Here is a 25,307-nt window from a genome sequence, read left to right as displayed (position 1 = left end):
TGTCCTTTGCGCGCCGGTGGGCCGAACCACCGGAACCGGCCAGACGGCCGGAGGCGACAAGCGGCCGGGTCGTGGCGCGCGCCTTGGTTGTGGTGTTTGAAATGAAAGTGTTGGGGGTGAACTTACGGGCGCGCATCCCGCGCACAGCCGGGCGGGCCGGATGCGCGACGCCTCGGGCCGCGATCGGGCCGGAAGCTGAGAAACGGAATGTGCGGTCGATCTGCATGAGCTTCGAGTGACAGGTTTCCTGATGGAGGCCTGGGGCATGCCCGAACGCAGAAACTGCGCTGGAGCGGAAAGCGGGGAACCGTCCCTGGTGCGTGCGCGGCACGTGAGCTGCAACAGCACCGGAGATGATCCGGAGTTTGCACGAGAGGACAGCGTCAGCCGTCGTCGGGTGAAAAAGGCCCGCGCGGTTCGGCAAGAGCACAGTCCCGCCCGCCTGCGGCACCCCTTTCAACGGCGCCAATCAGGCAAGCTGCATCGTAGCCAAGACCGCGCCCTTGGTTCGAGACATCGGGTGCGACGCGCTTCGGCGCATCAATCCGCCAAACCTCCTCGGAGGCCAAGGCAAACGCTGCCGATCACAAAGCGCGCGCCGAGCTGTCATCGAGCCGTGCGCATCGTCCGCTTCTGGGACTTGGCGATCACCGGTTGGGAAAAAAGCTGGCCCTAAACCAGACCGAGCATCCTGCAACCAGCTAAACTCTCGCGTGAAGAGGACGTACTCAACACGATGCGGGTTAATTTTGTACGGGTTCGCTGGCAGGCTGGCAAGTACGATATCAAGGAAACCGAGCCGCAGGCGCCCACAATCGGCCATGCCCTTGCGCAAAAGCGGCGAATATGACCTAACTTGTAGAGCCTACGTGATAATTTGCTCACGAACGCGATGGGGAACGCGTGCAGCCGGGGATGGGAACCAGGACCGGAACTGTTGGCCTGCGGACGGCTTTGGCAGCCTTCGCGGTGCTGATGCATATCTGGAGCGGTTCCCCCGCCACGGCCGATACGGTGGCCACAGCAACCCGCGCCGAGCTCACCGGAGACACCAACCGGACCACCTTCCAGCTCGATTTGACCGCGGGCGTCACCGCCGAGATTTTCACCCTCGCCAATCCCTATCGCGTCATCGTCGATCTGCCTGACGTGACGTTCCGCCTGCCGGACGGCACGGGGCAGGGGGGCAGCGGACTGGTGCGCGCCTTCCGTTACGGACTGTTCGCCGAACGCAAGGCGCGCGTCGTGCTCGACACCACGGGGCCGGTCCGCATCGAGCGCGCGGCCATGACCGCAGCGCCGAAAGGAAACGGCATCGTCTTCACCTTCGATATGGTGACCACGGCGCCCGAAAGCTTCGGCATGGGCACGGGGGCTGGCAAGGCCGAGCCCTCCCCCACTCCCCCGGCAGACGAGAGCAAAGCCCTCGCCAAGCCCAAGCGCTCCGGCAAGGCCATCATCATGATCGACCCCGGCCATGGCGGCATCGACGGCGGCGCGACCGGCGCCAGCAACGTGCTCGAGAAGAATGTCGTACTGGCGGTTGGCAAGGAACTGGGGCGCCAGCTCGCAACGACGGGCCGCTACGATGTCCGCATGACCCGGGCATCCGACGTTTTTATCTCTCTTGATCAGCGTCTTAATATGTCTCTCACGCAGGGCGTCGATCTCTTCATCTCGCTGCACGCCGATTCCCTGCCCGAGCAGAACATCGCCCAGACCATCCGTGGTGCGACCATCTACACGCTCTCGGAGCGAGCCTCGGACGAGCAGGCTCGCCGCATGGCCGAAAAGGAAAACGCATCGGATCTCGTCGCCGGCCTGAGCTCCGCCGACAGCCGCGGCGACGACGAGGTGAAAAGCATCCTCATCGACCTCATGAAACGCGAGACGGCAAATTTCTCGACCGACTTCTCGAACACCCTCGTCCACAAGATGAAGCGCGCGACCACGCTGTCCCGGGATCCCCAGCGCGCCGCCGCCTTCAAGGTGCTGAAGCAGACCCATGCCCCATCGGTGCTGATCGAGCTCGGCTACCTCAGCAATCTCGAGGACGAGAAGCTCCTGAACTCGCCCGAGTGGCACAAGAAGGTCGCGTCCTCCATTACCGCCGCCGTGGACAGCTATTTCACGAAACGCACGGCGGGCTCGCCCGCCCCCTGAACATGCCCCGCCGCGGCCAAGTGTCGTGCAGCGCGGCGCGCATATCTGCGGATTAAACCTTCGCCAACTGCTTCGCGCCTAAACTTCGGCACTTTTTCAATGCCTAACCGCTTGGAGTGGCATCAGCAAAGATCGGTTTAGGATGGGCAGGGTTTATGGACGACGTGATGCCACAATCCATGTTAATGTTTCGGCTTGATCCAAGGGTTGCTGCAGTGCAATAGCAAGGGCAACCACGGCATTTCCGGCTCAGTTGTGACAGGCTTGTCGAAGGAAATGCGGCAAACACAAATGTCTCGGGCGTATTCCGATCTGCCATGTTGGGATCGGGCACGCACTTGCGAGTTCCCAGAACACCTTATTGGTCGAGCGGACCCAGGCTGAATGCGAGCCCCTACCCTTCCACCTCAGCAAGAGCCCCGCAGACGGACCAGGCGGCGCAAGAGCTTTCTCTTGAGCTTCCTCGGCTGGAGCTTCGCGGCGTTCGTCGTGCTCTTCCTGGTCGGCTCGGCAGGTGCGGGCTACGTGCTGTGGCAGGTCTCTAAGGATCTCCCGGACTACGAAAGCCTCGCCAAGTACGAGCCTCCGGTCATGACGCGCATCCACGCCCATGACGGCTCGCTGATCGCGGAGTACGCGCGCGAGCGGCGCATTTTCGTGCCGATCAACACCATTCCGAAGCGCGTGATCGCAGCTTTCCTGTCGGCGGAGGATCGCCGTTTCTATGAGCACGGCGGCCTCGACGTGCAGGGCATTGCGCGCGCCGTCTTCAAGTTCATCGAAACCAAGGCCCGCGGCGGCGACCGCCGGACGGAAGGCGCGTCCACGATCACCCAGCAGGTCGCCAAGAACTTCCTTCTCACCAGCGACCGCACCATCGATCGCAAGATCAAGGAAGCCATTCTCGCAATCCGCATCGAGCGCGCCTACTCGAAGGACAAGATCCTCGAGCTGTATCTGAACGAGATCTATCTCGGCATCGGCGCCTACGGCGTGGCCGCAGCCGGCCTCGCCTACTTCAACAAGGAGCTGAAGGACCTCACCATCGAGGAGGTCGCCTACCTCGCGGCGCTCCCGAAGGCCCCCAACAACTACCATCCGTTCCGCCAGAAGGTGAAAGCCACCGAGCGCCGCAACTGGATCATCGGCCAGATGGCCGAGAACGGTTACATCACCGAAGAGGAAGCGACCGAAGCCAAGGCCAAGCCGCTCACCGTGAACATCCGCCCGGGCGGCGCGCACATCTTTGCCGCTGAATACTTCGCCGAGGAAGTGCGCCGCTCGCTGATGTCAGCCTATGGCGAGGCAAAGCTCTACGCCGGCGGCCTCTCCGTCCGCACCACCCTCGATCCGCGTCTCCAGCAGATCGGCCGCAAGGCCCTGATCGACGGCCTCGTCGCCTACGACCGCAAGCAGGGCTGGCGCGGTCCGGTGAGCAAAATCGACATTGCGGGCGACTGGGGCGTGCCCCTCGGCGCCACCGACAGCCCCTCCGACATCGCCCCCTGGCGGCTCGGCGTCGTCCTATCCATGGAGAAGACGAAAGCCGTCGTCGGCCTCAAGCCGGCGCGCAAGCAGGACGGCTCTCTCACAGACGAGCGCCACGCCGTCGAGATCACGCTCGACGAGATCAAGTGGGCGAAGGTTCCGGGCAAGCGCACGGAAGCGAAGCAGATCTCCGACATCCTCTCTCCCGGCGACGTGATCTACGTATCGCCCAAGGACGAGAAGAACCTCGCGGGCGTCTGGTCGCTCATGCAGATCCCCGAGATCAGCGGCGGCCTTATTGCCATGGATCCGCACACCGGCCGCGTGCTCGCCGTCGTCGGCGGCTTCTCCTTCGCCATGAGCCAGTTCGACCGCGCCCTGCAGGCGAAGCGCCAGCCAGGTTCGTCCTTCAAGCCGTTCGTCTACGCAGCCGCCATCGACAATGGTTACAAGCCCACCTCCATCGTGCTCGACGCGCCGATCGAGATCGAACAGGGCCCTGGCCAGGACATCTGGCGTCCGAACAACTACGAGAAGGAGCAGTCGGGCGGCCCGACCACGCTGCGCGTCGGCATCGAGAAATCGCGCAACCAGATGACGGTCCGCCTCGCCCAGGACATGGGCATGCCGATCATCACCGAATATGCCAAGCGCTTCGGCATCTACGACGACCTGCTTCCGGTGCTCTCCATGTCGCTCGGCGCAGGCGAGACGACGCTGCTGCGCATGGCGACCGCCTATTGCATGATCGCCAACGGCGGCAAGACCGTGCGGCCCACGCTGATCGACCGCATCCAGGATCGCTGGGGTAAGTCCGTCTGGCGCCACGACGCACGTCAGTGCATCGACTGCGCCGCCGATCATTGGGCCAACCAGCCCGAGCCGGACATCCCGGACGACCGCAAGCAGATCGTCGACCCGCACACCGCCTATCAGATGACCTCGATCATGGAAGGCGTCATCCAGCGCGGCACCGCCACCTCGCTCAAGGCCTTGAACCGCCCCCTCGCGGGCAAGACCGGCACGACCAACGAGGAGAAGGACGCCTGGTTCGTCGGCTACACGCCGGATCTCGTGGTTGGCGTCTTCGTCGGCTTCGACACGCCGCGTCCGATGGGCAAGGGCAACACCGGCGGCCACGTGACCGCGCCGATCTTCGGCAACTTCATGAAGGCCGCGCTGGCGGATCAGCCCGCCGTGCCCTTCCGTATCCCGCCCGGCATCAAGCTCGTGCGCGTCAACCTGAAGACCGGCCTGCGCGCCTCTCCGGATGACACGACCGCCATCATGGAAGCCTTCAAGCCCAACGAGGAGCCGGACGACGCCTACTCCGTCATCGGCTTCTCCGATCCTTACGCACAGAGCTCGGCGAGCGGACAGCCCCAGGACGGCGGCGCCTGGCAGGCAACTCCTTCGGCCCAACCAGGTTACGGCGGCGGACGCGGGGGCATGTGGTGAGAATTTCTCCCGCTTACGGTGCGCTTTAGTTGATCCACCGTAGGATTACGTGCAGCCCGACGACGCGTTTACATCCACCCGCGCCGCCACTATATCTCTCGCCATAACCCCCTATATCACTGTCTGTTGGGAGGCAGCTATGCGCGCTGAAGCGCAAAAAGTCGTGACTTCTATCGAAGAGGCGCTCGTCCTCTTGAGGAGGTCTCTTTGACCCGGAACAGGCAGAGGCTCGTCTAGCCGATCTCAACCGGCGCGCGGAAGATCCCGCGCTCTGGAATGACCCTGCGCAGGCCCAGAAGGTCATGCGCCAGCGTCAGCAGCTCGAACGCTCCCTCACGGACTTCCGCCGTATCGAGCGCGAGTTCGAGGACAATCTCACGCTGATCGAGCTCGGCGAGGCCGAGGAGGACGAGGCCACCGTCACCGAAGGTGAAGGCGCGCTGAAGCGTCTCGACGAGGAGGTTCAGCGCAAGAGCGTCGAGGCCATGCTCTCGGGCGAGGCCGACGGCATGGACACCTACGTCGAAGTCCATGCAGGCGCCGGCGGCACGGAAAGCCAGGATTGGGCCTCCATGCTGACCCGCATGTACATGCGGTGGGCGGAACGGCGCGGCTTCAAGGTCAAGCTGATCGACGAGAGCCCGGGCGAAGAAGCCGGTCTCAAATCCGCGACGCTCGAGATCGAGGGCGAGAACGCCTACGGCTGGCTGAAGACGGAGGCCGGTGTGCACCGCCTCGTGCGCATCTCGCCGTTCGATTCCAACGCACGCCGCCACACGAGCTTCGCCTCCGTGACGGTCTACCCGGTGATCGACGACTCGATCGACATCGAGATCAATCCGGCCGACGTGGACGTGAGCTTTGCCCGGTCGAGCGGCGCTGGCGGACAGCACGTGAACCGTACCGAATCCGCCGTGCGCCTCGTGCACAAGCCGACCGGTATCGTCATCTTCGCGCAGGAGCAGCGCTCCCAGCACCAGAACAAGGACATCGCCTTCAAGCGTCTGAAGGCGCGCCTCTACGAGCTCGAACTGAAGAAGCGCGAGGAGCAGGCCTCCGCCGACCAGGCGGCCAAGACCGATATCGGCTGGGGCCACCAGATCCGCTCCTACGTGTTGCAGCCCTACCAGCTCGTGAAGGACCTGCGCACTGGAGAGCAGAGCTCGAACCCGGACGCAGTGCTGGACGGCGATCTTGACCCGTTCATTGAGGCGACCTTGGCCCAGCGCATGAAGGGCGGCACCGCCGCCGAGATTGCCGACCTCGATTAGTCAGCAGCGGGCAGCAGGCAACCGGCAGCGGCGTTCGCTGAGTTCGCTGCCTGCCCGCCGCTTCCCCTTGCCCTGTCCCCCAGGGAACAGCGGCCACCTCACAAATCTTTATGGTGCGACTCGTGGGAACCAAAGCGCCCTCCCCGCTGTTGGTCTCCCAGATCCGCCAGAGCAGCCACCCCCCGCGCCCTGGCGAGATAGAACACTGCCACGGGTTCCCCCGACCACGCTGGGCAGTGTTCACCCCACGATCGGCCCCCCAGTCCCCCCGCTGGGGGGCCTTTTTGTTGAATGCCGTTTAGAAAGAACCGCGTCTTTATATGTCAACTAATTGAATAGAAACAGCATTCAACGAACCCGCCGGAGCGGATCACGCAAAAATTCGCGCGGCCCACCCTCTCCCGCAGAATAAAGTTCCTTGTCGTCCGTTCTTCCCTAAGTGCGACCCGAATGCCTATGTCCCCGCGTTGGCAATCGAGCCGCATACCGCGTCTCATCAAAGCCGAGTGTCGCGATGAGCACGTCAATGGACGGGACAGGCCCCGCACACCTGTCCCGTCTTTTGTTTTTTCGGGTCTGGTGGATGCCCGGCCTCCGCGCTCAGTGGGCGAAGGCGGCCTCGTAGACGTCGGGCTTGAAGCCGACAATAAGCGTCTTGGCCCCGACCTCAAGCACCGGTCGCTTGATCAGCGACGGCTGGGCGAGCATCAGGGCAATCGCCTTCTTCTGATCGAGCCCCTGCTTTTCGGCATCCGGCAGCTTCCGGAACGTGGTCCCCGCGCGATTGAGCACGGTTTCCCAGCCGGCCTCCTTGCACCAGCGCTCCAGCCGCGCCTTGTCGATGCCGGACTTCTTGTAATCGTGAAAGACGGCCTCGATGCCCTGCGCCTCGAGCCAGGACCGGGCTTTCTTCATCGTGTCGCAATTGGGAATACCGTAAATCGTGACCGATTGCGTCTTGGCCATCTTCACTCCCACTCGATAGTGCCCGGCGGCTTGCTCGTCACGTCGTAGACCACGCGGTTGATGCCGCGCACCTCGTTGATGATGCGCGTGGCGGCGCGCCCCAGGAAGCCCATGTCGAACGGGAAGAAGTCGGCCGTCATGCCGTCCACCGAGGTGACGGCGCGCAGCGCGAGAACGTGGTCGTATGTGCGCCCGTCTCCCATGACGCCGACGGTCCGCACCGGCAGCAGCACGGCGAAGGCCTGCCAGATCGCATCGTACAGGCCCGCCTTGCGGATCTCGTCGAGATAGATCGCATCGGCCTTGCGCAGAATGTCGAGCTTCTCGACGGTGATCTCACCGGGAATACGAATTGCGAGACCCGGCCCCGGGAACGGATGACGTCCGACGAACGCGTCGGGCAGCCCGAGCTCGCGCCCGAGCGCGCGCACCTCGTCCTTGAACAGCTCGCGCAGCGGCTCCACGAGCTTCATGTTCATGCGCTCGGGCAGGCCGCCCACATTGTGATGCGACTTGATCGTGACCGACGGCCCGCCGCTGAACGACACGCTTTCGATCACGTCCGGATAGAGCGTGCCTTGCGCGAGGAACTGCGCGGGCGCTGTATCGGCACGCGAAGCGCCAGAAGAGGAGCCGTCGCCGATCTTGCGCGCTTCCGCTTCGAACACCTCGATGAAGTGCTTGCCGATGGTCTTGCGCTTGGTTTCGGGATCGGAAACGCCCGCGAGCGCATCCAGGAACTGCTTCGAGGCGTCCACGTGCACGAGCGGAATATTGAAGTGATCGCGGAACAGGCCGACCACCTGCTCGGCCTCTCCGAGGCGCATGAGGCCATGATCCACGAACACGCACGTGAGCTGATCGCCGATTGCCTCGTGGATCAGAACCGCGGCCACCGCACTGTCGACGCCGCCGGAAAGGCCGCAGATCACGCGCCCCTTGCCCACCTGCTTGCGGATACGCTCGATCATCTCGCGCCGGTAAGCGGCCATCGTCCAGTCGGGCTTGAGGCCCGCGATCCGATGCACGAAGTTCGAGATCAGCTTCTCGCCATCCGGCGTGTGAACGACCTCGGGATGGAATTGCACGGCATAGAAGCGCCGCGCCTCGTCGGCGACCGCCGCGAACGGAGCGTTCTCACTCGTCGCGATGACGCGAAACCCCTCGGGCAGCCGGGTCACGCGATCGCCGTGGCTCATCCACACCTGATGCCGGTCGCCCTTCTCCCACACTCCCTCGAACAAGGGGCTCTCTGCATCGACAGAAAGAACGGCCCGGCCGAACTCGCGATGATGCCCGCTTTCCACCTTGCCACCGAGTTGCTCCGCCATGGTCTGCTGGCCGTAGCAGATGCCGAAAACCGGGATCCCGGCCTTGAACACGGCGTCGGGCGCCCGGGGGCTGCCCTCTTCCGGGACCGAGGAAGGCCCGCCGGAAAGAATGACGGCCTGCGGTTTGAGCTTGGCGAACGCCGCTTCGGCATTCTGGAAGGGATGGATCTCGCAATAGACGCCGGCCTCGCGAACACGCCGCGCAATGAGCTGCGTGACTTGGCTGCCGAAGTCGATGATGAGGACGGTGGCGGACATGGAGGTTGGGTCGCTCCCTGAGAAAGTCCGGGTAGACCACCCCGCCGCCCGAGCGTCAAGACAGCGGCGGGTGAAGCAAAGCCGCACTCCACCGCCGGCACCGGAAACGCGCCCCTCCCCCGCCTGAAGCACCCCAAACAGCGCCTTGCGGGAGCCGCGAAACCGGCTAACTGGCCCAACTCTTGCGATCCATGGGGTTATTCGTTCATTTCTGAGAGGCATAGTCCCTGCCATGTTCGCCCCTCGCCGAGCCCTCTTCGCGCCCCGCCCCCTCGAGGGAATGGGCGCCAGAGACAAGGAAATGACCGAGCCCGCGGGCCTGCCCCTGCGCGAGACGCCCTTCGAGGCCGCCAAGAGATGGGCACTCGGAGTCGCCTATGCGTTGCAGCCGCACCGCGTGGCGAGCGTCCCCCAGCTTCTGGCCTGGACGGCACTCGACCTGTTACGCGGCGGCACGGAGATTCCAGATCAAAATCGGACGCGGTCCCGCCCTGACACATTCGGCGGCGTCGTTCGTGGCCTGACGGCCGAGACCTATGTGGCCGCGGCCCGCCTGGGCTTTTTCCCCTGGGCCCATTGCGGTCCCCTCAAGTGGTGGACCCGCGAGAAGCGCTCCATCCTGTTCTTTCCCGAGCTGCACATCTCCCGGCGCCTGAAGCGGCTCATGAGGACAGGCAAATACCGGGTGACGTTCGATACGGCATTCGAGGAGGTGCTGGCCAAGTGCGCAGCCCCCCGCGCCTACAATTGGCACGCCCTCACCTGGCTCACGCCGCGGTACAGGGCATTCTTCGCTGAGCTCCACCGCAAAGGCCACACGCACTCCTACGAGGTCTGGAACGCCGACGGTGAGCTCGTCGCCGGCGGTTTCGGCACCGTGGCCGGACGCGTCTTCGTCGGAGAATCCATGTTCAGCCGCGAGCCGGATACCTCCAAGCTCGGCAGCGTGGTGCTCTACGCGCACTTGAAACACTGGGGCTTCGCCTTCGTGGACGCTCGCGACACGACGCCCGTTCTGAGCAAGACGGGTTACCGCGAAATCCCGCGCGCCGAGTACGAAGCCCTCATGCGGGAGCACGCGACCGGCACCAGCCTCCCCGGGCGCTGGATCGCCGAGTTCTCTCCCGCAGAAGCCGTCGAAATGTTCGACAAGGCCACGTAGCAGGCGTCTGCCATCCCGCTGCCGACGCGCATTCACCTCTTGCTAACCAAAAAAGAGCGAACGCCGAACGCGAGCCCGCACACGGCCTCTCTCTTGCGAGGAAACGTAACTACTTAGGGATTGTCCCAGTAGTATACGGACCGAACCGGCAGAAACGAAAACCACACATGAACGCCGAAGACACCACGCCGCGCGAGACCTGGAGCAAATGGATCCACCGCTGGATTCTGGGGCTCGCCTATGCCGCTCGTCCCGGACGCATCGGAGACCTGCCGTCGCTGCTCTGGCATTCGGCCCTCGACATCGCGCGCGGCGGCACTGTGGTGCCGGATGCCTCCCGCACGGCGTCACGGCCCGACACCTTCGCAGGCATCTGCCGCGACATCTCTGCCCTCACCATGATCGAAGCCGCCCGCAAAGGCTTCTTTGCCTGGGCGCATTGCGGTCCCCTCAAATGGTGGACACGCGAGAAGCGCATGGCGCTGGTCTTCAACGAGCACAAGCTCGAGAAGCGCTGCCTGCGCGAGATGAAGAAGAACGCCTATCGCGTCAGCTTCGACACCGCTTTCGAAACGGTGGTGCGCGAGTGCGCAGCGCCCCGCGCTTACAATTGGCACACGCTGACCTGGATTACGCCGCTGATGCAGCGCCTCTACCGGGACCTGCACCGGCTTGGCTACGCCCATTCGTTCGAGATCTGGAATGCGGACGGCAAGCTCGTCGGCGGCGGCTTCGGCATATCGATCGGCCGCGTGTTCCTCTCCGACTCCCTGTTCAGCCGCGAGCGCGACGTCTCGAAGATGGTAAGCTCGGCGCTCTACTACCATCTTGCCAAGTGGGGCTACGTGCTCTGCGATGGCCGCGACTACACACCCATGCAGGACGCCATGGGATATCGCGAGATCTCGCGCGCGGACTATGAAGCGATCCTCGCCAAGCACGCCCACACGGGCGGCCGCCAGGGCCGCTGGGTGGCGGAAGCCGACCTCGCGACCGTGGCGCAATGGGTCTCCGCGAACAAGCGGCCGGCCATTGCCGGCACGCCCGGCAAGACGTCCGTGCACGAGACTGCAACGGCGGAAGCTTCCCGCGCGGCGTAGCTAGTCTTAGGCGGGCTGACCGGGATTGAGCTGCCAGATGGCGATATTGAGCGCGGTCGCGTAGCTCACCCACACGAGATAGGGCACGAACAAAAGGCTCGCGAGCCGGTTCGTCTTCCACGTCAGCGAGATGAAGATGACGATGGAGACCAGGAGCGCCACGATATTGGCGGCCGCGAGCGCGATCTGGTGCTCCTTGAACATCAGCACCGACCAGGCCGCGTTGATCTGGAGCGAGATCACCCAGACGATCAGCGCCTGCCGAAAGCCTTCCTTCTCGAACACCAGCCACCCGGCCACGGCGATCATGATGTAGAGCACCGTCCACACCGGCGGGAACAGCCAGTTCGGCGGCGTCCAGTCCGGTTTCACCAGCGCTTCGTACCAGGCGCCCGGAAGGTAGGTCATGCCGGTGAGCGCCGCAGCTGCCACCAACGCGAGAAAGATCAGAAGGGTGAGGAACGGTCTCATGAAGGATTACTGCGCGGCCTCTGCGGGTTGGGTCTGTGGCTTGGCCACAATATTCAATCTTTCGACGGCCGCTTGAAGAATCTGGGCCAGCAGCTCTGGATAGCGCATTCCCTGGAAGCCGGCCATGATGTTGAGCTTCCCGTCCCAGCACCAGCCGGGATTGGGATTCACCTCCAGCAGCTTGAGCTCGCCCTTGCTGTCCGCCCGGAAATCGAAGCGCGCATAGTCACGGCAGCCGAGCCGCTCGAACAGGCGCGTCGAGTGCTCGACGAGCTGCTGCTGGGCAAGCTCCGAGAGTGAGGCCTCCTGGTAGCGGATCTGCGTCCAGTAGGGACTCTCAGGCTCCCACTTGCTCTCGTAGCCGAGGATCTTGGGAAGGTTCGGATCGAGCTTCGAGTAATCGACCTCGAGGATCGGCAGCGCCCTGAGCCCCTGGTCAGGATTGCCGATCAGGCCGACGGAGTATTCGGCCCCCGTCAGAAATTCCTGCACCAGCACCGACCGCTTGGGAAACTCCGCTCTCAGCCGCTCGAGATAATCGAGCAGGGCCTTCTCGTTGCTCACTACCGCATCCATCGTGATGCCCTGGGAGCTGTCGCCCGTGTTAGGCTTCAAGAGCGCGGGGAACACCGAGGGCAGCGTGGCCCCCTGGTCTCCGGGGCGCACATAGGTTTCGAGCGGAACCGGCACATCGAGCGTCATGGCAACGGCCCGCACGAGGCCCTTGTCGTAGCAGGCCGCGAGCGCGGCCGGCGCGCCACCGGTATAGGGAAGCCCCAACGCATCCAGCATCGCCGGAACGTGCAGCTCCTTGAAGGGATCGTTGTTGAACCCCTCGTCGCAGAGATTGAAGACGAGATCGGTCCTGAGATCCGCGAGATCGCGATCGAGCGTCGCATGATTGTCGAGATAGCGGAACTTGTACGTCGTAAGCTCCGCGAGCGCATCCTTGAGACGGCGGACCGTCTCCATGTCCTCGTCCTGGAACGCGCCGCCGCGCTTCACCTGATCGGGAAGGCGGGGATCGCCGAGCAGAACCGTGACGTCGAGCTGCTGCAGCTTGCCGCGCGGCTTGCGCGCCGGAAGCTGAGGCGCATCCGCCGAGAGCAGCAGCCGCCGCGCCATCATGCCGAGATCCTGGTCGCGATCGGATACGGATTCCGCGCTGCCGTGATAGCGGATGTTCCGGAACCCGCAGCGCTCGAGAAGCTTGCCGATGCTCTCCTTCGTATAGAGGCGTTCGGCATAGAACTGATCCGCGATCACGCCGATCTCGTCGTGCACGATCACCTCGCGCGAGATGAGGCGTTCCCGGTCCGCCGACAGCGAGCGCTCGCGGCAGACGAAGTGATGCTCATCGATCCACTCCCACGAGCGGCGATCGAAATGATCGGCCATGTATGCGCCGTCGGTGATGTCGAGCACGATCTGTCCCGAAGGACGCAGCAGCTTGCCGACGGTAGTGAGAACCTTCTCGTCGTCCTGCTTGTTCGAGAAATAGCCGAACGAGTTGCCCATGATGGCAACGCAGTCGAAGCTGCTCTCGGGAAGCCGCGGATTGCGCGCATCGCCTTCCTTGAAGACGACCTGCAGACCCTCTGTCTGCGCTCGCTTCTTGGCGAGGCGGATGAGATAGCGCGACCGGTCGACGCCGGAGACGTTCTTGAACCCGCGCCGCGCAAGCTCGAGGCAATGCCGGCCCTGCCCGCAGCACAGATCGAGGATCGCGCTGTGCGGCTGGATTGCTGCCGTCGAGACGATGAAATCCACCTCGCGGCGGGTGTTCTCGTTGTTCTCGACGACGTCACCGTCGGTTTTCACGTAGAGCGCATTGAAAAGCTTGCGCCACCACTCTGCTGGCAGATGCTGCTCGAGATCCGCAACGGGTCCGAGACAGGAGCGCGGCGAGGGGCGCTTCGGCTTCTTCGCCTTCGGCACGGGGGCCATGATGGACGATCGTCCTCGCGAGCAGTTCGAGCCTGAAGCCGGTCAACTCATGGGGCGAGAAAAAGTTCAGGCAATATCTGAACTCTCGTCGCCACGGCTCGCGGCGGGCGCGCGAAGACCGCTCGGCGCCTTCGCAGCGCGCGCAACTTAGTCAAGGATTGTGACAAAGCAAGCGGCATGTTTGCGCCGTCCCCCGCTGCGATGGGGGAGTTAGCGGGCCCGCTTGAAGCTTGCGACAAAGAAGCCGTCCGTGCCGTGCGACGCCGGGGTGAGCAGCAGGGTTTCCGCCGATCCATCGGCGGACGCCGGGGGCTCCCCGCCGATGGTGGACCGCCAGACATCGCCGTAAGGCAGGATCTCGAACCCCTCGGACCGACCGAGGAACCAGGCAACCTGATCGACATTTTCCTGAGGCAACACAGAGCATGTAACGTAGACGAGCCGCCCGCCTGGCTTCACGAGCCCCGAGGCGAGCGACAGCACCTCCCGCTGCTCCTCGATGCGCGTTGCCAGCGCCTCCGGCTTGAGCCGCCACTTCGCATCCGGCTTGCGCCGCCAGGTTCCCGAACCCGAGCATGGCGCATCCACGAGCACCACGTCGAAACGCGGCCCCAGCGCTTCGAGTGCGTCCTTGTCCCCGCCATCCAGCACCTGGACGTTCCGGGCGCCCGCCCTTTGCAGCCTTTCGAAAATCGGCCGGAGCTGACCTTTGTCACTGTCGTAGGCGTAGATCTGGCCGCTGTTCTGCATGGCCGCCGCGAGCGCCAGCGTCTTGCCGCCAGCCCCTGCACAAAGATCGAGCACCTGCTGGCGGGGCGCCGCGCCGGTGAGCGCCGCCGCGATCTGGCTGCCCTCGTCCTGCACCTCGAACCATCCCTTGCCATGGGCCGCTTCCGCTTCGACGTGCGGGCTGCGCGCGGGGCCTTCCGGCGCCGGAATGCGGACGCCGTAGGGCGCGAGCCACGTGGGCGACGCATCGAGCTTCACAAGCGCCGTGACGACCTTGTCACGCGCGGCCTTGAGCGTGTTCGCCCTGAGATCGATGGGCGCCCGCTCGGCCATCGCCCGCCCTTCCGCGATCACCCTGTCTCCGAACGCGCGCTCGAAAAAGGGCAGTATCCAATCGGGAATGTCAGCGGCGACGTTGGGAGCGGCGTCGGCTGGAACACCGGCTTCGAGACGGGCACGCTCTTCGTCGCTCAAAGGCGCCGGAGCATGGGGACCGCTGTCGCAGGCCGAAGCGACGTCCGCAGGGGAAAGGCCGAGAGCCTTCGGGGCCGCAGCGAGCGCGAGCGCACGCGGCGCGGCGCTGCCCATTTGCGCCTCGAGCGAGAGCCGCCGCCGGAGCACGTCATAAACCAGCGTGCCGATCGCCGCCCGGTCTCCCGAGCCCGCGAAGCGGTGACGCTTGCCCCAATCCTGAAGCGCGGTCGCCGCCGGCTGGTGACGCGAGAAAATATCCTCGAGCACCTCGGCCGCGGCTTGGATGCGGGCACCCGGTCTCACGAACGTCGATCCTTAGATTGGCGCCGGCGCGCTCACGCGCCGCCGGCAGAGAAGAACAGAATGCGGATGGCGAACAGCACCCACATGACGAAGAGCGTGAGCGAGGCGAACAGATAGCCATAGAAGCGGTAAGGCTGCTTGTTCGCCGTCGTGTGGATGTAGGCGTGATAGAGGCGCGCCAGCACGAACACCCAGGCGAGAACGACGAAGACGAGATTCACCTGGCTCGTGATCATCAGAAATGCGACCACGGCATAGAACAGGATAGGCGTCTCGAGCTGGTTGTGAAACGCGTTGGAAACCTGCGTCGCCCGCGCCGGCCATTTTGGCTGCCTGAGCGAGATGTCTCCGAACGTCACCTCGCCGCGCTTCACCGCGCCCACGCGCTCCTTGCGCATCCATCCCTGCAGGAAGAACGTCAGGAACACCTGCACGAACACCGGATAGAGAATGGCGGTCTGGCTCATGACAGGACCCGTTCGGACTGCGGCTTCGGCTTAAACGCTGCCGGGATAGTTCGGGCTCTCGCGGGTGATGAGAACGCCGTGAGGATGGCTCTCGCGCATGCTGGCCGGAGAGATGCGGATGAAGTTCGCGTTCTTCCGCAGATCCGCGAGCGTCTTGGCTCCCGTGTAGCCCATGCCCGCGCGCAGACCGCCGACGAGCTGGTTCAGCACCGCATCCACCGGCCCCTTGTAGGGCACCTGCCCCTCGATGCCTTCCGGAACCAGCTTGAGCTGATCTTTCACTTCCTGCTGGAAGTAGCGGTCGGCCGAGCCGCGAGCCATGGCGCCCAGCGAGCCCATGCCGCGATACGCCTTGTAGGTGCGTCCCTGGTAGAGATAGGTCTCGCCCGGCGCCTCGTCGGTACCGGCCAGAAGCGAGCCCACCATCACGCAATCGGCGCCAGCCGCCAGCGCCTTCACGATGTCGCCGGAGAATCGGATGCCGCCGTCGGCGATCACCGGCACGTCGTGCTTGTGAGCTTCCGCGGCGCAATTCATCACGGCCGTGAGCTGCGGCACGCCGACGCCGGCCACGATACGCGTGGTGCAGATCGAGCCCGGCCCGATGCCGACCTTCACCGAATCCGCACCCGCTTCGATCAGCGCACGCGTCGCCTCGGCGGTCGCGACGTTACCCGCCACCACCTGCACCGAGTTCGAGATCTTCTTGATGCGCGTCACGGCGTCGAGCACGCTGCGCGAATGGCCATGCGCCGTGTCCACCACGATGAGATCGCATCCGGCCTCAAGCAGCTTCTCCGTCCGCTCCCAGCCGTCGTTGCCGACCGTCGTCGCCGCGGCGACGCGCAGGCGGCCCTCCGGGTCCTTGCACGCGTTCGGATGCTTCTGCGCCTTCTCGATGTCCTTCACGGTGATCAGGCCGACGCAATGATAGCTGTCGTCCACCACCAGGAGCTTCTCGATGCGGTTCTGGTGCAAGAGGCGCTTCGCCTCTTCGCGGCTCACGTCGCGCTTGACGGTAATGAGCCGCTCCTTGGTCATCAGCTCCGCTACGGGCTGCTTGAGGTTGGTCGCGAAACGAACGTCGCGGTTGGTGAGAATGCCGACGAGACGCCCCTTGGTCTCGCCCTTCTTAGGCGCCTCGACCACCGGGATGCCCGAGATCGAGTGGCCGGCCATCAACTTCAACGCTTCGTCGAGCGTGGCCGTGGGCTGAATGGTGACGGGATTGAGAACGATACCGGATTCGTACTTCTTCACCGAGGCCGCGTGGCGGCCTTGCTCGTCGGGCGTGAGGTTGCGGTGCAACACGCCGATGCCGCCTTCCTGAGCCATGGCGATGGCGAGGCGGCTTTCGGTGACCGTGTCCATGGCCGAGGACAGGATCGGAATATTGAGCGAGATGGTGCGCGTAACCCGGCTTGCGACGTTGACCTGGCTCGGCAGGACTTCCGAGGCGGCCGGGACCAGAAGCACATCATCAAATGTCAGTGCCAGACCCAAATCGCTATCGATTGGGCGGTTAGCCATGGCTCTCTCCTTGGGCGGGTTTGACAAAGGCGGCCGCTGAACGGAGCGGCCAGGCTCGAATGTCGGATGCCCTATAGCATCGGTCGATGGAGAGGGGAAGGGACCCTCCCTGCGGCCGAGCGGCTCGCCAGAGGACGGGCCGAGAGCGGCAGCGGGAAATCCCGATTGTTCGGTTCACCAATTCTCTCGCAACTGCACATTAGCATCGCTTATGGCGAACATTGAAAATTCAATTAGACCTCGGGCGCTTATCGCGTTAGGAAGACCGGGCTAAAGTGCTCTAGAGCGTTTTAAGGAGGAAACAAAAATGAAGATTTGGTCCAAGCCCGCCGTGCGCGAGCAGGAAGTCGGCCTCGAGGTCACGAGCTACCTCCCGGCGGAGATCGACATCATCTAATTGATGATGAAGACTGGCTCGCGCACTGGCGAGCCGATAAGGCACGGCGGTCGAGCAAGCGGCCGCCGTTGCTATTTTCAGGCCCCCGCAAACAAGGCTTTGCGCGCGAATCAGAGGGCCCGGAATCAGCCCTTGAAGCCCGTAGCCAGCACATAGAGCTCCGCACTGTCCGAGCGGCTCGCTGGCGGCTTCACATGACGCACCGTCGTGAAGCGCTGCTTCAGAAGATCGAGCAGATCGCGTTCCGTGCCCCCCTGGAACACCTTGCAGAGAAACGCCCCGCCCGGCGCAAGCACATCGCACGCAAAGTGCGCGGCCGCCTCCGCGAGCATCATGATCCTGAGGTGATCGGTCTTGGCGTGCCCCACCGTCGGCGCCGCCATGTCGGACAGCACCACGTCGGCCGCGCCGTCTCTCATTTTGCTCTTGAGCCAGCCTTCCGCGCGCTCGTCCATGAAATCGAGCGTCGCCGACTCGACACCCGCCAGCGGCTCCATGTCGAGAATGTCGATGGCAATCACCTGCCCGCGACCGTCGATGGACTTGGTGCGTTCAGCCGCGATCTGGCTCCAGCCGCCGGGCGCAGCGCCAAGGTCCACCACCCGGCCGCCAGGCTTCAGGAAGTGATACTTGTCGTCGATCTCGATGATCTTGTACGCCGCGCGCGAGCGGTATCCGGCGCGCTTCGCGGCCGACACGTAGGGGTCGTTGAGCTGACGCTCGAGCCAGCGCTGAGAGGAGGCCGTGCGGCTGCGCGCCGTCCTGAGGCGCACGTTGAGATCGCGCTGCCCGCCAGCCGAACCGATCGCACTCGAGGTGCCCTTGCCGCCGGACCCTCGCCCCGATTTTCCCTTCATCCGCATAGAGATCAACCTGACCGTTGGCGGCGCCGGCGACGGCCCGCGCGATAAACGCCGTCCTCGCTCATCAGCGTCGCAAGAATACCTTCGCGCAACCCCCGATCGGCAACACGCAGCCGCTCGGCCGGCCATTGCCGCAGGATCGCTTCCAGAATGGCGCAACCCGCGAGAACGAGGTCCGCCCGCTCGTGTCCAATGCACGGCTCCGCCACTCGCTCGTCGTAGGAGCGCGCGAGCAACGCATATGTCACAGACTGGATCTGGTCGATGGAGAGCCAGCACCCGTCCACGCGCGCGCGGTCGTAGCGCTTGAGCCCGAGGTGGATGCCCGCGACCGTGGTCACGGTGCCGGACGTGCCGAGCAGGTGCACGTTGCGGTCCCGCGACAGCTCGCGAAAGCCGTGCAGCGCCTCGAACGGATGCACGAGCTCGGTGACATACCGCACCATGTCCTCGAAGCTCTCGGGCGTGACGTGATGGCCGCCGAAGCGCTCGGCGAGCGTGACCACGCCGACCGGCAGCGAGGTCCAGGCCCGGATGCCCGGTTTCACGCCCGGCCGCTTCACACCGTCCTGGCCTCCCTCTCGCGCACCCCGCGAGAGGTCGAGCCAGATCAGCTCCGACGAGCCCCCGCCGATATCGAATACGAGCACATAGTCGGCCCTGTAGTCGATCAGCGAGGCGCAGCCGGATACGGCGAGACTCGCCTCCGTCTCACGGTCCAGAACCTCGATCCTGAGGCCGACCTCGTCTTCCACCTGACGCAGGAAATCGTGTCCATTGCTGGCGATGCGGCAGGCCTCCGTGGCCACGCAGCGGGCGCGTTCCACGTCGTTGCGCGCGAGCTTAGAGGCGCAGATCTTGAGCGCCTCGATCGTGCGCCGCATGGCAGCGTCCGACAGGCGCCCCGTCTGCGACACACCTTCACCGAGCCGGATGATCCGCGAGAACGCGTCGACCACACGAAACCCGCGCCGCGAAGGCCGCGCCAGCAGGAGGCGGCAGTTGTTGGTCCCGAGATCCAGCGCGCCATACACATGACCGCGCTCACTCACGGCAGGATGCCTGCCGCGGACGTTATGGTGTATTCCGTTGAATGGCGCCTTGGCGGCGCCCGCCTCCCCGGAGGCATGTCGCGGATCGCGAGGGGGAGCGCTGGCGCGCTCGTCATCCGTCAGTTCCGGCACGTCTTTTTCCCCAGTGCCTGGTTCCGGGGATCCGAACGGCGTTGCCGCGGGCTCACCCTCTCTTCAGGCCAAGTTCTGGCTGCATCTGGCAGGAGTGTAGCAGGAGACGGCTCAGCGTAAAGTAAAAGCGCGTGCGTGGTATACAACGGCGGTTGGCAAGTTTGCGGTTGCCTCCGCGCGCTCCAGCCTAATCGCCTGCTACACGGTTGTGTTTCTTCCGTTTGCGACTGACCCGCTTCTATAGTCGGTGCCCATGCTGCGACCCTGCCTTGCCCTCCTCCTAGCCTGCATGCTTCCCGCCGGCGCCCATCCCGAATCCGGGCCGCGCCCAGCCACCTCCAAAAGCGACATGGCCGGACTGGTGGCGGCCTATCCCGGCGTTCTCGAAAAGCTCGACGGCAACACCCTCGTCTGGCGGGATGGCACGCGCATGCCGGTCGATGACGGCAAGGGTGAAAAGCCGTTCGCAGCCTGGCTCGCCGACCCGGACATCGAGGACATGCTGCGCCTCCCCTATCCCGCTGGCGCACCGGCCACCCCGCCCGCTCCCGAGAGCGATCCCGGGCGCGCACGCAACGCCGCATTCTTCGAGAAAATGTATGGCGACTGCCGGAAGGGCGGGGTGAAATCACGCCTGACGACGATCACCTGGCTCCCGGCGAAAGCGCGACAGAAGCTGCAGGTCACCACGGTCAACAGCGTCTCCGCCCGCCTCGAAGCGGTGTCTAAAGAGCTCGACGCGCTTCCGGCCGAATTCGACAAGTATCTGATCCCGGCTGCCGGCACCTACAATTGCCGCGTCATTGCCGGCACGGACCGCGTCTCGGCCCATGGGTTCGCCATCGCCATCGATATCGCCGTGGCGCAAAGCGACTACTGGCGGTGGTCCAAGGGGAGCGCGCAAGCCGCCTACCGCAACCGCATCCCGTTGGAGATCGTCCAGATCTTCGAGAAGCACGGGTTCATCTGGGGTGGCCGCTGGTATCACTTCGACACCATGCACTTCGAGTACCGCCCCGAGTTGCTGCCACCCCTCGCGCCGCTCCCCTCCCGCTGACGCGCCGGCCACCCTTGTGCGACAAACCCGCAATTCGCGTGGCAGTCCGCCGCGCCCCGGCCGCCCCTTGTTGCCCAAGCCCCGGAAAAATAAGGGTCTGAAGCAAAACGGCGCTTCCGGCGTTCTTGCGCGACCCGGAATGAGCTGTTATACGGCCCCACTCGACGCGCCGGACCGCGATCGCGCCAGCCCTACCAGCCTGACGCAGGGATCGCCGTCCACCTGACGCACGTCGCGATCCCGGCTTTGGGGGATCGTCTAATGGTAGGACTGCAGACTCTGACTCTGCCTGTCTAGGTTCGAATCCTAGTCCCCCAGCCAATCAAAACAACCAACTAGCTAACATCTCCGCAGGGCGCGTCACCGGGGTGGGCACCTTGTCGACACCAGCAAAATAGCCCTGGCGAGAACCCGGACGGCCTCCCCCTACTCCCTCACCGCGTCGTCACGCAGCGTCACGTAGATCGCCGGGATGACGAGCACGGTGAGCAGCGTCGACGAGGCGAGGCCGAACAGCATCGAGATCGCAAGCCCCTGGAAGATGGGATCCGTCAGGATCACCGCGGCGCCGATCATCGCGGCAAGAGCGGTGAGCAGAATGGGCTTGAAGCGAATGGCGCCGGCCTCGAGCAGCACCTCGCGCAGCGGCGCACCGCTCACCCGGCGATGCTGGATGAAATCGACGAGCAGGATCGAGTTGCGCACGATGATGCCCGCGAGCGCAATGAACCCAATCATCGACGTGGCCGTGAATGGCGCCCCGAACAGCCAATGCCCGAACACGATGCCGATCAGCGTCAGGGGCACCGGCGTCAGAATGACGAGCGGCAACGTGAACGAGCGGAACTGCGCCACGACCAGCACATAGATTCCGAGCAGCGCCACCGCGAAAGCCGCGCCCATGTCGCGAAAGGTGACATAGGTGACCTCCCACTCGCCGTCCCACAAGAGAACCGGCTTCGTCTCGCTTAGCGGCTGCCCGTGGAGGCGCACTTCAGGCTTCGGCAGCGCGCCCCAGCCTTTGGCGTCGATGAGCTGCTGCACCGCCAGCATCCCATAGATCGGCGCCTCGTAAGCGCCGGCCAGCTCCGCCATCACCATCTCGGCCGCGCGTCCGTTGTGCCGGAACACGACGGGAGATGCTTCCTCTCGCGTGACACGCACAACGTCGCCCAGCTCGACGACACCCCGCTCGCCGGGAAGCGCGTTGGCCGGTACCGGCGTCGACAGCGTCCGCTCCGAGATCGCGAGATCGTTTTTCGGAAGCTGCACCGCGATCTCGACGGGGTGGCGGCCTCCGCCCTTGTGTGAGTAGCCGACCGCGGTGCCCGTGAGATAAGCCCCGATGGTGCTGTAGACGTCGTTTTCCTGGACGTTATGGAATTCGAGGTTGTCCTGGTCGAGGGTAATGCGCAGACGCGGCGCATGCTCCCGGAAGCCCACGTCCACGTCCACGATGTAAGGAACCGACCGGAAAAGCGCCGCAACCTCTCGGGCGACCGCACGCCGCTGCTCCGCGTCCGCGCCGTACACCTCGGCGAGCAGCGTCGCGATCACGGGCGGACCAGGCGGAACCTCCACCACCTTCACGACCGTTCCCGGCGGCATTGGGAGACCGTCGAGCAGGTGGCGCGCTTCGAGGGCGATTGCATGGCTCGCGCGGGTGCGTTCCCCTTTCGGCGCGAGATTGACTTGTAGATCACCTTGGTGAGGCGCGCTGCGCAGATAGGAGTGCCGCACGAGGCCGTTGAAGTTGAACGGCGCCGACGTGCCCGCGTAGGCTTGGATCGACGACAGCTCGGAAAGCCCTGCCAGGCGTTCCGCCGCCGCGTTGAGAACGCGATCCGTCTCCTCGAGGCTGGAGCCCGGAGGGAGATCGACCACCACCTGGAATTCCGACTTGTCGTCGAAGGGCAAGAGCTTCACGGTGACTGCCTTGGTGGCGAACGGAAGCAGCGCGAGCAACGTCGCCGCGCCGACCATCAGCAGAAAGCCGAGCGCCGAGCGCCGCGCGGAAATGATCGGACGCGCAGCCGCCCGGTAGCTATGACCGAGCCAGCCGCCGCCGGCCGTTTCGACATGCCCGCCTGCCGCACCGCCCACAAAGCGAAGCATCAGCCATGGCGTCACGATGACGGCGACAAAGAAAGACAGCAGCATGGCCGCCGACGCATTCGCCGGGATTGGGCTCATGTAGGGTCCCATCAGGCCCGAAACGAACAGCATCGGCAGAAGCGCGGCAACGACGGTGAGCGTCGCGAAGATGGTCGGATTACCGACCTCCGCGACCGCGTCGATGGCAGCGGCCGTTCGGCTGCGGCCATCGTGCATGGCCCAGTGGCGCGCAATATTCTCGATGACGACGATAGCGTCATCAACCAGAATGCCGATCGAGAAAATGAGAGCGAACAGGCTGACGCGATTGATGGTGTAGCCGAGCAGCCAGGATGCGAACAGCGTCAGCAGGATCGTGACGGGAATGACGACGAGCACCACCGCGCCCTCGCGCCACCCGATGGCGAGTCCGACGAGAAGCACGATCGAGAGAGTGGCGAGGCCCAGGTGGAAGAGCAGCTCGTTCGCCTTGTCGTTGGCGGTCTCGCCGTAGTTGCGGGTGACGATCACATCCACGTCGTCCGGGACCAGCTGGCCCTTGAGATCTTTTATCCGCTCGACGATGCGCTCCGAGATCACCACCGCGTTGGCGCCTGCGCGCTTGGCAAGCGCCAGAGTAACGGCCGGTGCCCGTTGCAGCTCTCCGGTCTCACCTTTGCTGATGTGCCACGCGCGGCGCTCGAGCGGCTTGGCGCCCACGACGACATTCGCAACGTCGCGGACATAGACGGGACGGGAATCGCGCGTGGTCAGCAGCAGGAGACCAATGTAGGGGACACCCTGAAGCGTTTGCCCGGCCGCGACCGAAAGGCTCTGTCCGCCCTCACGCACGCGTCCCGCGAGAAACGAGCGGTTGGCGCCCTTCACCTTTCCGACGAGCTCGGCAAGCGTCACACCGTAGTTCGCAAGCTTTTCCGGAACCGGTTCCACACGGATCTGATCCGGCCGTCCGCCGACGATGTAGGAAAGGCCGACATCTTCAAGCTTTGCGAGCTCGACCTGCAAATTCTCGGCGATATGAAAGAGGGCGTTGTCCTCGTAGCGGGTGATGCCCGCCTTAGGAGCCAGCGTGAGCGTGACGATGGCGACGTCATCGATACCGCGGCCAACGATCAGGGGCTCGGGAATACCCACGGGTATCCGGTCATAGTTGGCGCGAACCTTCTCATGAACGCGCAGAATGGCGTCGTCCTGCGGGGTGCCGACGAAGAAGCGGGCCGTGACGACCACCCTGTCGTCCTCGGTGCTCGAATACACGTGCTCGACGCCGTTGATGGCTTTGACGATGGTTTCGAGCGGCTCGGTGACGAGCTTGACCGCATCCTCCGCCTTGAGCCCGTCGGCGGAGACGAAGATGTCCACCATAGGCACCGAGATCTGCGGCTCCTCCTCGCGCGGTAGTGCCACCAGCGCGATCAGCCCGAGCGCAAGGCTCGCGAGCAGAATGAGCGGCGTCAACGGCGATTGAATGAAGGCGCGGGTCAGGAACCCCGAGACCCCGAGCCGAGGAGAACCCGTCATGGCAGCACCAGCCTGTCGCCGGCGTTGACCCCTGCGAGCACTTCGACGCTCTGCTGCCCGTCCGGCGCCTGAACCGTGCGCCCCGTCTGAACGACGACATCCGCATACCCGGAGCCATTCCGCGCGAGCCGCACGAAATCGATACCGAAGCGGCGGAACACGAACGGCCGCGGAACGACATACCCCTGGCGCTTGCCCGCCGAGATCCAGGCGAGAACACGCTCTCCAACGAAATAGCTGCCGAGGTCCGGCACTTCGGCGTCGGCGATGACGCGGCCATTGTCGAGCTCGGGATAGACCTGAGTAATGCGCCCGCTCGCCAGCGGCGCCTCCGGGCTCTCGAGACCGCGCGCGCCGAGACGAATGGGATCGCCCACTTTCATGAAACGGGCAAAGCGTTCCGGCAGCTCAAGGCGCAGAAGGTATCCGTTGGCGGCAATCGTGGCGATGCTCTCACCGGGAAGAACGACGCTTCCCTCCGTAACCGGAACCTTGAGTACGCGCCCGGCCGTCGGGGCCAGCACCTCTCCTTCCTGGATCTCCGTCTCGGCGACCGCGCGCTCGGCCTGCGCAGCCTTGAGATCGTTGGATGCCACGTCGTAGGCCGTCTGCGCCTGATCGACACGCGATTGCGGCGAGACGCCCTGGGACAACAGCGTTTGCGACCGCTCGAGCTCGACCTTCGCCGTCTCCATGCGCGAGGTCGCGGCGACGATGCGGGCATCGATGGCCTTGATCTTGAGCGCGATCTTCGGATCGGCGACGAGAGCAAGAACTTGGCCCTGACCCACCGAATCCCCTTCGTCCGTCTTGAGCGCCACCACCGTGCCAGGCGTGCGCACGCGCGCATAGATCAGATCGCGGCTGCGCACCGTGGCGTAGACGGATTTGAGATCGTCGATCTCCGTGGCAGCGACCTCGAACGTCGATGGATCAGCCGCGCGCGCATCCACGCCCGCGGCGAGCGCGAGCAGATATGTGGCGGAAAGAATACCGGCAAATGCCTTCATGGGCTGGCCTTTCTAGGCGGCCTCTAATTGAGCTTGACTCAA

The 25,307-nt window shown here is 64.6% G+C and carries 18 protein-coding genes and 1 tRNA gene; 8 read left to right on the top strand and 11 right to left on the bottom strand.

Features of this window, described 5'->3' with window-relative positions; translation table 11 throughout:
• Positions 1-915: 915 nt before the first annotated feature.
• The 3 genes from PE058_RS05775 to prfB all read left to right on the top strand — a co-directional run bounded on the left by PE058_RS05775 (position 916) and on the right by prfB (position 6,380).
• Positions 916-2,163: an N-acetylmuramoyl-L-alanine amidase gene (locus PE058_RS05775; RefSeq protein WP_156827191.1), complete on the top strand. Its 1,248-nt coding sequence runs from the start codon at positions 916-918 to the stop codon at positions 2,161-2,163.
• Positions 2,164-2,547: 384 nt separating this feature from the next.
• Entirely contained in the window at positions 2,548-5,109 is a 2,562-nt protein-coding gene (locus tag PE058_RS05770) for a penicillin-binding protein 1A (protein ID WP_051113743.1), read from the top strand.
• A gap of 139 nt (positions 5,110-5,248) precedes the next feature.
• A protein-coding gene (prfB, locus tag PE058_RS05765) for a peptide chain release factor 2 (RefSeq protein ID WP_271030104.1) occupies positions 5,249-6,380 on the top strand; the annotation gives its coding sequence in 2 pieces (ribosomal slippage) (positions 5,249-5,317 and positions 5,319-6,380; 1,131 coding nt in all).
• A 600-nt stretch (positions 6,381-6,980) separates the two neighbouring features.
• Here prfB and PE058_RS05760 read toward each other — a convergent pair.
• Complete coding sequence (locus PE058_RS05760; protein WP_040497750.1) at positions 6,981-7,346, bottom strand: ArsC family reductase; 366 nt, start codon at positions 7,344-7,346, stop codon at positions 6,981-6,983.
• Positions 7,347-7,348: 2 nt separating this feature from the next.
• A complete protein-coding gene (guaA, locus tag PE058_RS05755) occupies positions 7,349-8,935 on the bottom strand; it encodes a glutamine-hydrolyzing GMP synthase (RefSeq protein WP_020084416.1) in 1,587 nt (528 codons plus the stop codon).
• 301 nt (positions 8,936-9,236) lie between these two features.
• Between guaA and PE058_RS05750 the strand changes: the two genes are divergently transcribed.
• Together PE058_RS05750 and PE058_RS05745 are read left to right on the top strand one after the other, a co-directional pair.
• Entirely contained in the window at positions 9,237-10,097 is an 861-nt protein-coding gene (locus PE058_RS05750; RefSeq protein ID WP_271030103.1) for a leucyl/phenylalanyl-tRNA--protein transferase, read from the top strand.
• Between the two features lie 167 nt (positions 10,098-10,264).
• Positions 10,265-11,197 (top strand): leucyl/phenylalanyl-tRNA--protein transferase, encoded by a 933-nt coding sequence (locus PE058_RS05745; protein WP_271030102.1) that lies wholly within the window; start codon positions 10,265-10,267, stop codon positions 11,195-11,197.
• Between the two features lie 6 nt (positions 11,198-11,203).
• Here the strand turns inward: PE058_RS05745 and PE058_RS05740 are convergent, their stop codons facing one another.
• From PE058_RS05740 to guaB, 5 genes are all read right to left on the bottom strand, one after another.
• Positions 11,204-11,668, bottom strand: coding sequence for a TspO/MBR family protein (locus tag PE058_RS05740; RefSeq protein ID WP_020084413.1), 465 nt, complete (start codon positions 11,666-11,668; stop codon positions 11,204-11,206).
• Positions 11,669-11,674: 6 nt separating this feature from the next.
• On the bottom strand, positions 11,675-13,615 hold the full coding sequence (locus tag PE058_RS05735; RefSeq protein WP_020084412.1) for a methyltransferase domain-containing protein: 1,941 nt from the start codon (positions 13,613-13,615) through the stop codon (positions 11,675-11,677).
• A gap of 210 nt (positions 13,616-13,825) precedes the next feature.
• Positions 13,826-15,121, bottom strand: coding sequence for an RsmB/NOP family class I SAM-dependent RNA methyltransferase (locus PE058_RS05730; RefSeq protein WP_271030101.1), 1,296 nt, complete (start codon positions 15,119-15,121; stop codon positions 13,826-13,828).
• 32 nt (positions 15,122-15,153) lie between these two features.
• Complete coding sequence (locus tag PE058_RS05725) at positions 15,154-15,588, bottom strand: MAPEG family protein (protein ID WP_020084410.1); 435 nt, start codon at positions 15,586-15,588, stop codon at positions 15,154-15,156.
• Positions 15,589-15,618: 30 nt separating this feature from the next.
• Positions 15,619-17,118 (bottom strand): IMP dehydrogenase, encoded by a 1,500-nt coding sequence (guaB, locus tag PE058_RS05720; RefSeq protein ID WP_020665350.1) that lies wholly within the window; start codon positions 17,116-17,118, stop codon positions 15,619-15,621.
• 307 nt (positions 17,119-17,425) lie between these two features.
• Here guaB and pqqA point away from each other — a divergent pair, with 307 nt between their 5' ends.
• Positions 17,426-17,515 (top strand): pyrroloquinoline quinone precursor peptide PqqA, encoded by a 90-nt coding sequence (gene pqqA, locus PE058_RS05715; protein ID WP_020084408.1) that lies wholly within the window; start codon positions 17,426-17,428, stop codon positions 17,513-17,515.
• Positions 17,516-17,640: 125 nt separating this feature from the next.
• Here the strand turns inward: pqqA and PE058_RS05710 are convergent, their stop codons facing one another.
• Positions 17,641-18,372 carry an RlmE family RNA methyltransferase gene (locus PE058_RS05710; RefSeq protein WP_020084407.1) on the bottom strand — a complete coding sequence of 244 codons (732 nt, stop codon included), beginning with the start codon at positions 18,370-18,372 and terminating at the stop codon, positions 17,641-17,643.
• Between the two features lie 11 nt (positions 18,373-18,383).
• A complete protein-coding gene (locus tag PE058_RS05705) occupies positions 18,384-19,562 on the bottom strand; it encodes a Ppx/GppA phosphatase family protein (RefSeq protein WP_271030100.1) in 1,179 nt (392 codons plus the stop codon).
• Between the two features lie 349 nt (positions 19,563-19,911).
• On the opposite strand from PE058_RS05705, the gene PE058_RS05700 reads away from it, so the two are divergent.
• Together PE058_RS05700 and PE058_RS05695 are read left to right on the top strand one after the other, a co-directional pair.
• Positions 19,912-20,619 (top strand): M15 family metallopeptidase, encoded by a 708-nt coding sequence (locus PE058_RS05700; RefSeq protein WP_271030099.1) that lies wholly within the window; start codon positions 19,912-19,914, stop codon positions 20,617-20,619.
• Between the two features lie 247 nt (positions 20,620-20,866).
• Positions 20,867-20,940, top strand: a tRNA-Gln gene (locus PE058_RS05695).
• A gap of 105 nt (positions 20,941-21,045) precedes the next feature.
• Here the strand turns inward: PE058_RS05695 and PE058_RS05690 are convergent.
• Both PE058_RS05690 and PE058_RS05685 read right to left on the bottom strand, forming a co-directional pair.
• Positions 21,046-24,255, bottom strand: coding sequence for an efflux RND transporter permease subunit (locus tag PE058_RS05690; RefSeq protein ID WP_271030098.1), 3,210 nt, complete (start codon positions 24,253-24,255; stop codon positions 21,046-21,048).
• The gene (locus tag PE058_RS05685) at positions 24,252-25,265 is read right to left on the bottom strand and encodes an efflux RND transporter periplasmic adaptor subunit (protein WP_271030097.1); all 1,014 of its coding nucleotides are present in this window, start codon (positions 25,263-25,265) and stop codon (positions 24,252-24,254) included. The genes PE058_RS05690 and PE058_RS05685 overlap by 4 nt, the downstream gene beginning before the upstream one ends.
• Positions 25,266-25,307 lie beyond the last annotated feature (42 nt).

The sequence above is a fragment of the Hyphomicrobium sp. DMF-1 genome (assembly GCF_027886585.1).
GTDB classification, from domain to species: domain Bacteria; phylum Pseudomonadota; class Alphaproteobacteria; order Rhizobiales; family Hyphomicrobiaceae; genus Hyphomicrobium_C; species Hyphomicrobium_C zavarzinii.
The sequence above is the reverse complement of the archived record's forward strand: the minus strand, read 5'-3'. Positions and strand labels throughout refer to the sequence as shown.

Coding starts and splice junctions, on each gene's coding strand:
- PE058_RS05775 (WP_156827191.1), top strand. CDS start 916: ATGGGAACCAGGACCGGAACTGTTGGCCTGCGGACGGCTTTGGCAGCC.
- PE058_RS05770 (WP_051113743.1), top strand. CDS start 2,548: ATGCGAGCCCCTACCCTTCCACCTCAGCAAGAGCCCCGCAGACGGACC.
- PE058_RS05760 (WP_040497750.1), bottom strand. CDS start 7,346: ATGGCCAAGACGCAATCGGTCACGATTTACGGTATTCCCAATTGCGAC.
- guaA (WP_020084416.1), bottom strand. CDS start 8,935: ATGTCCGCCACCGTCCTCATCATCGACTTCGGCAGCCAAGTCACGCAG.
- PE058_RS05750 (WP_271030103.1), top strand. CDS start 9,237: ATGACCGAGCCCGCGGGCCTGCCCCTGCGCGAGACGCCCTTCGAGGCC.
- PE058_RS05745 (WP_271030102.1), top strand. CDS start 10,265: ATGAACGCCGAAGACACCACGCCGCGCGAGACCTGGAGCAAATGGATC.
- PE058_RS05740 (WP_020084413.1), bottom strand. CDS start 11,668: ATGAGACCGTTCCTCACCCTTCTGATCTTTCTCGCGTTGGTGGCAGCT.
- PE058_RS05735 (WP_020084412.1), bottom strand. CDS start 13,615: ATGGCCCCCGTGCCGAAGGCGAAGAAGCCGAAGCGCCCCTCGCCGCGC.
- PE058_RS05725 (WP_020084410.1), bottom strand. CDS start 15,588: ATGAGCCAGACCGCCATTCTCTATCCGGTGTTCGTGCAGGTGTTCCTG.
- guaB (WP_020665350.1), bottom strand. CDS start 17,118: ATGGCTAACCGCCCAATCGATAGCGATTTGGGTCTGGCACTGACATTT.
- pqqA (WP_020084408.1), top strand. CDS start 17,426: ATGAAGATTTGGTCCAAGCCCGCCGTGCGCGAGCAGGAAGTCGGCCTC.
- PE058_RS05710 (WP_020084407.1), bottom strand. CDS start 18,372: ATGAAGGGAAAATCGGGGCGAGGGTCCGGCGGCAAGGGCACCTCGAGT.
- PE058_RS05700 (WP_271030099.1), top strand. CDS start 19,912: ATGGCCGGACTGGTGGCGGCCTATCCCGGCGTTCTCGAAAAGCTCGAC.
- PE058_RS05690 (WP_271030098.1), bottom strand. CDS start 24,255: ATGACGGGTTCTCCTCGGCTCGGGGTCTCGGGGTTCCTGACCCGCGCC.
- PE058_RS05685 (WP_271030097.1), bottom strand. CDS start 25,265: ATGAAGGCATTTGCCGGTATTCTTTCCGCCACATATCTGCTCGCGCTC.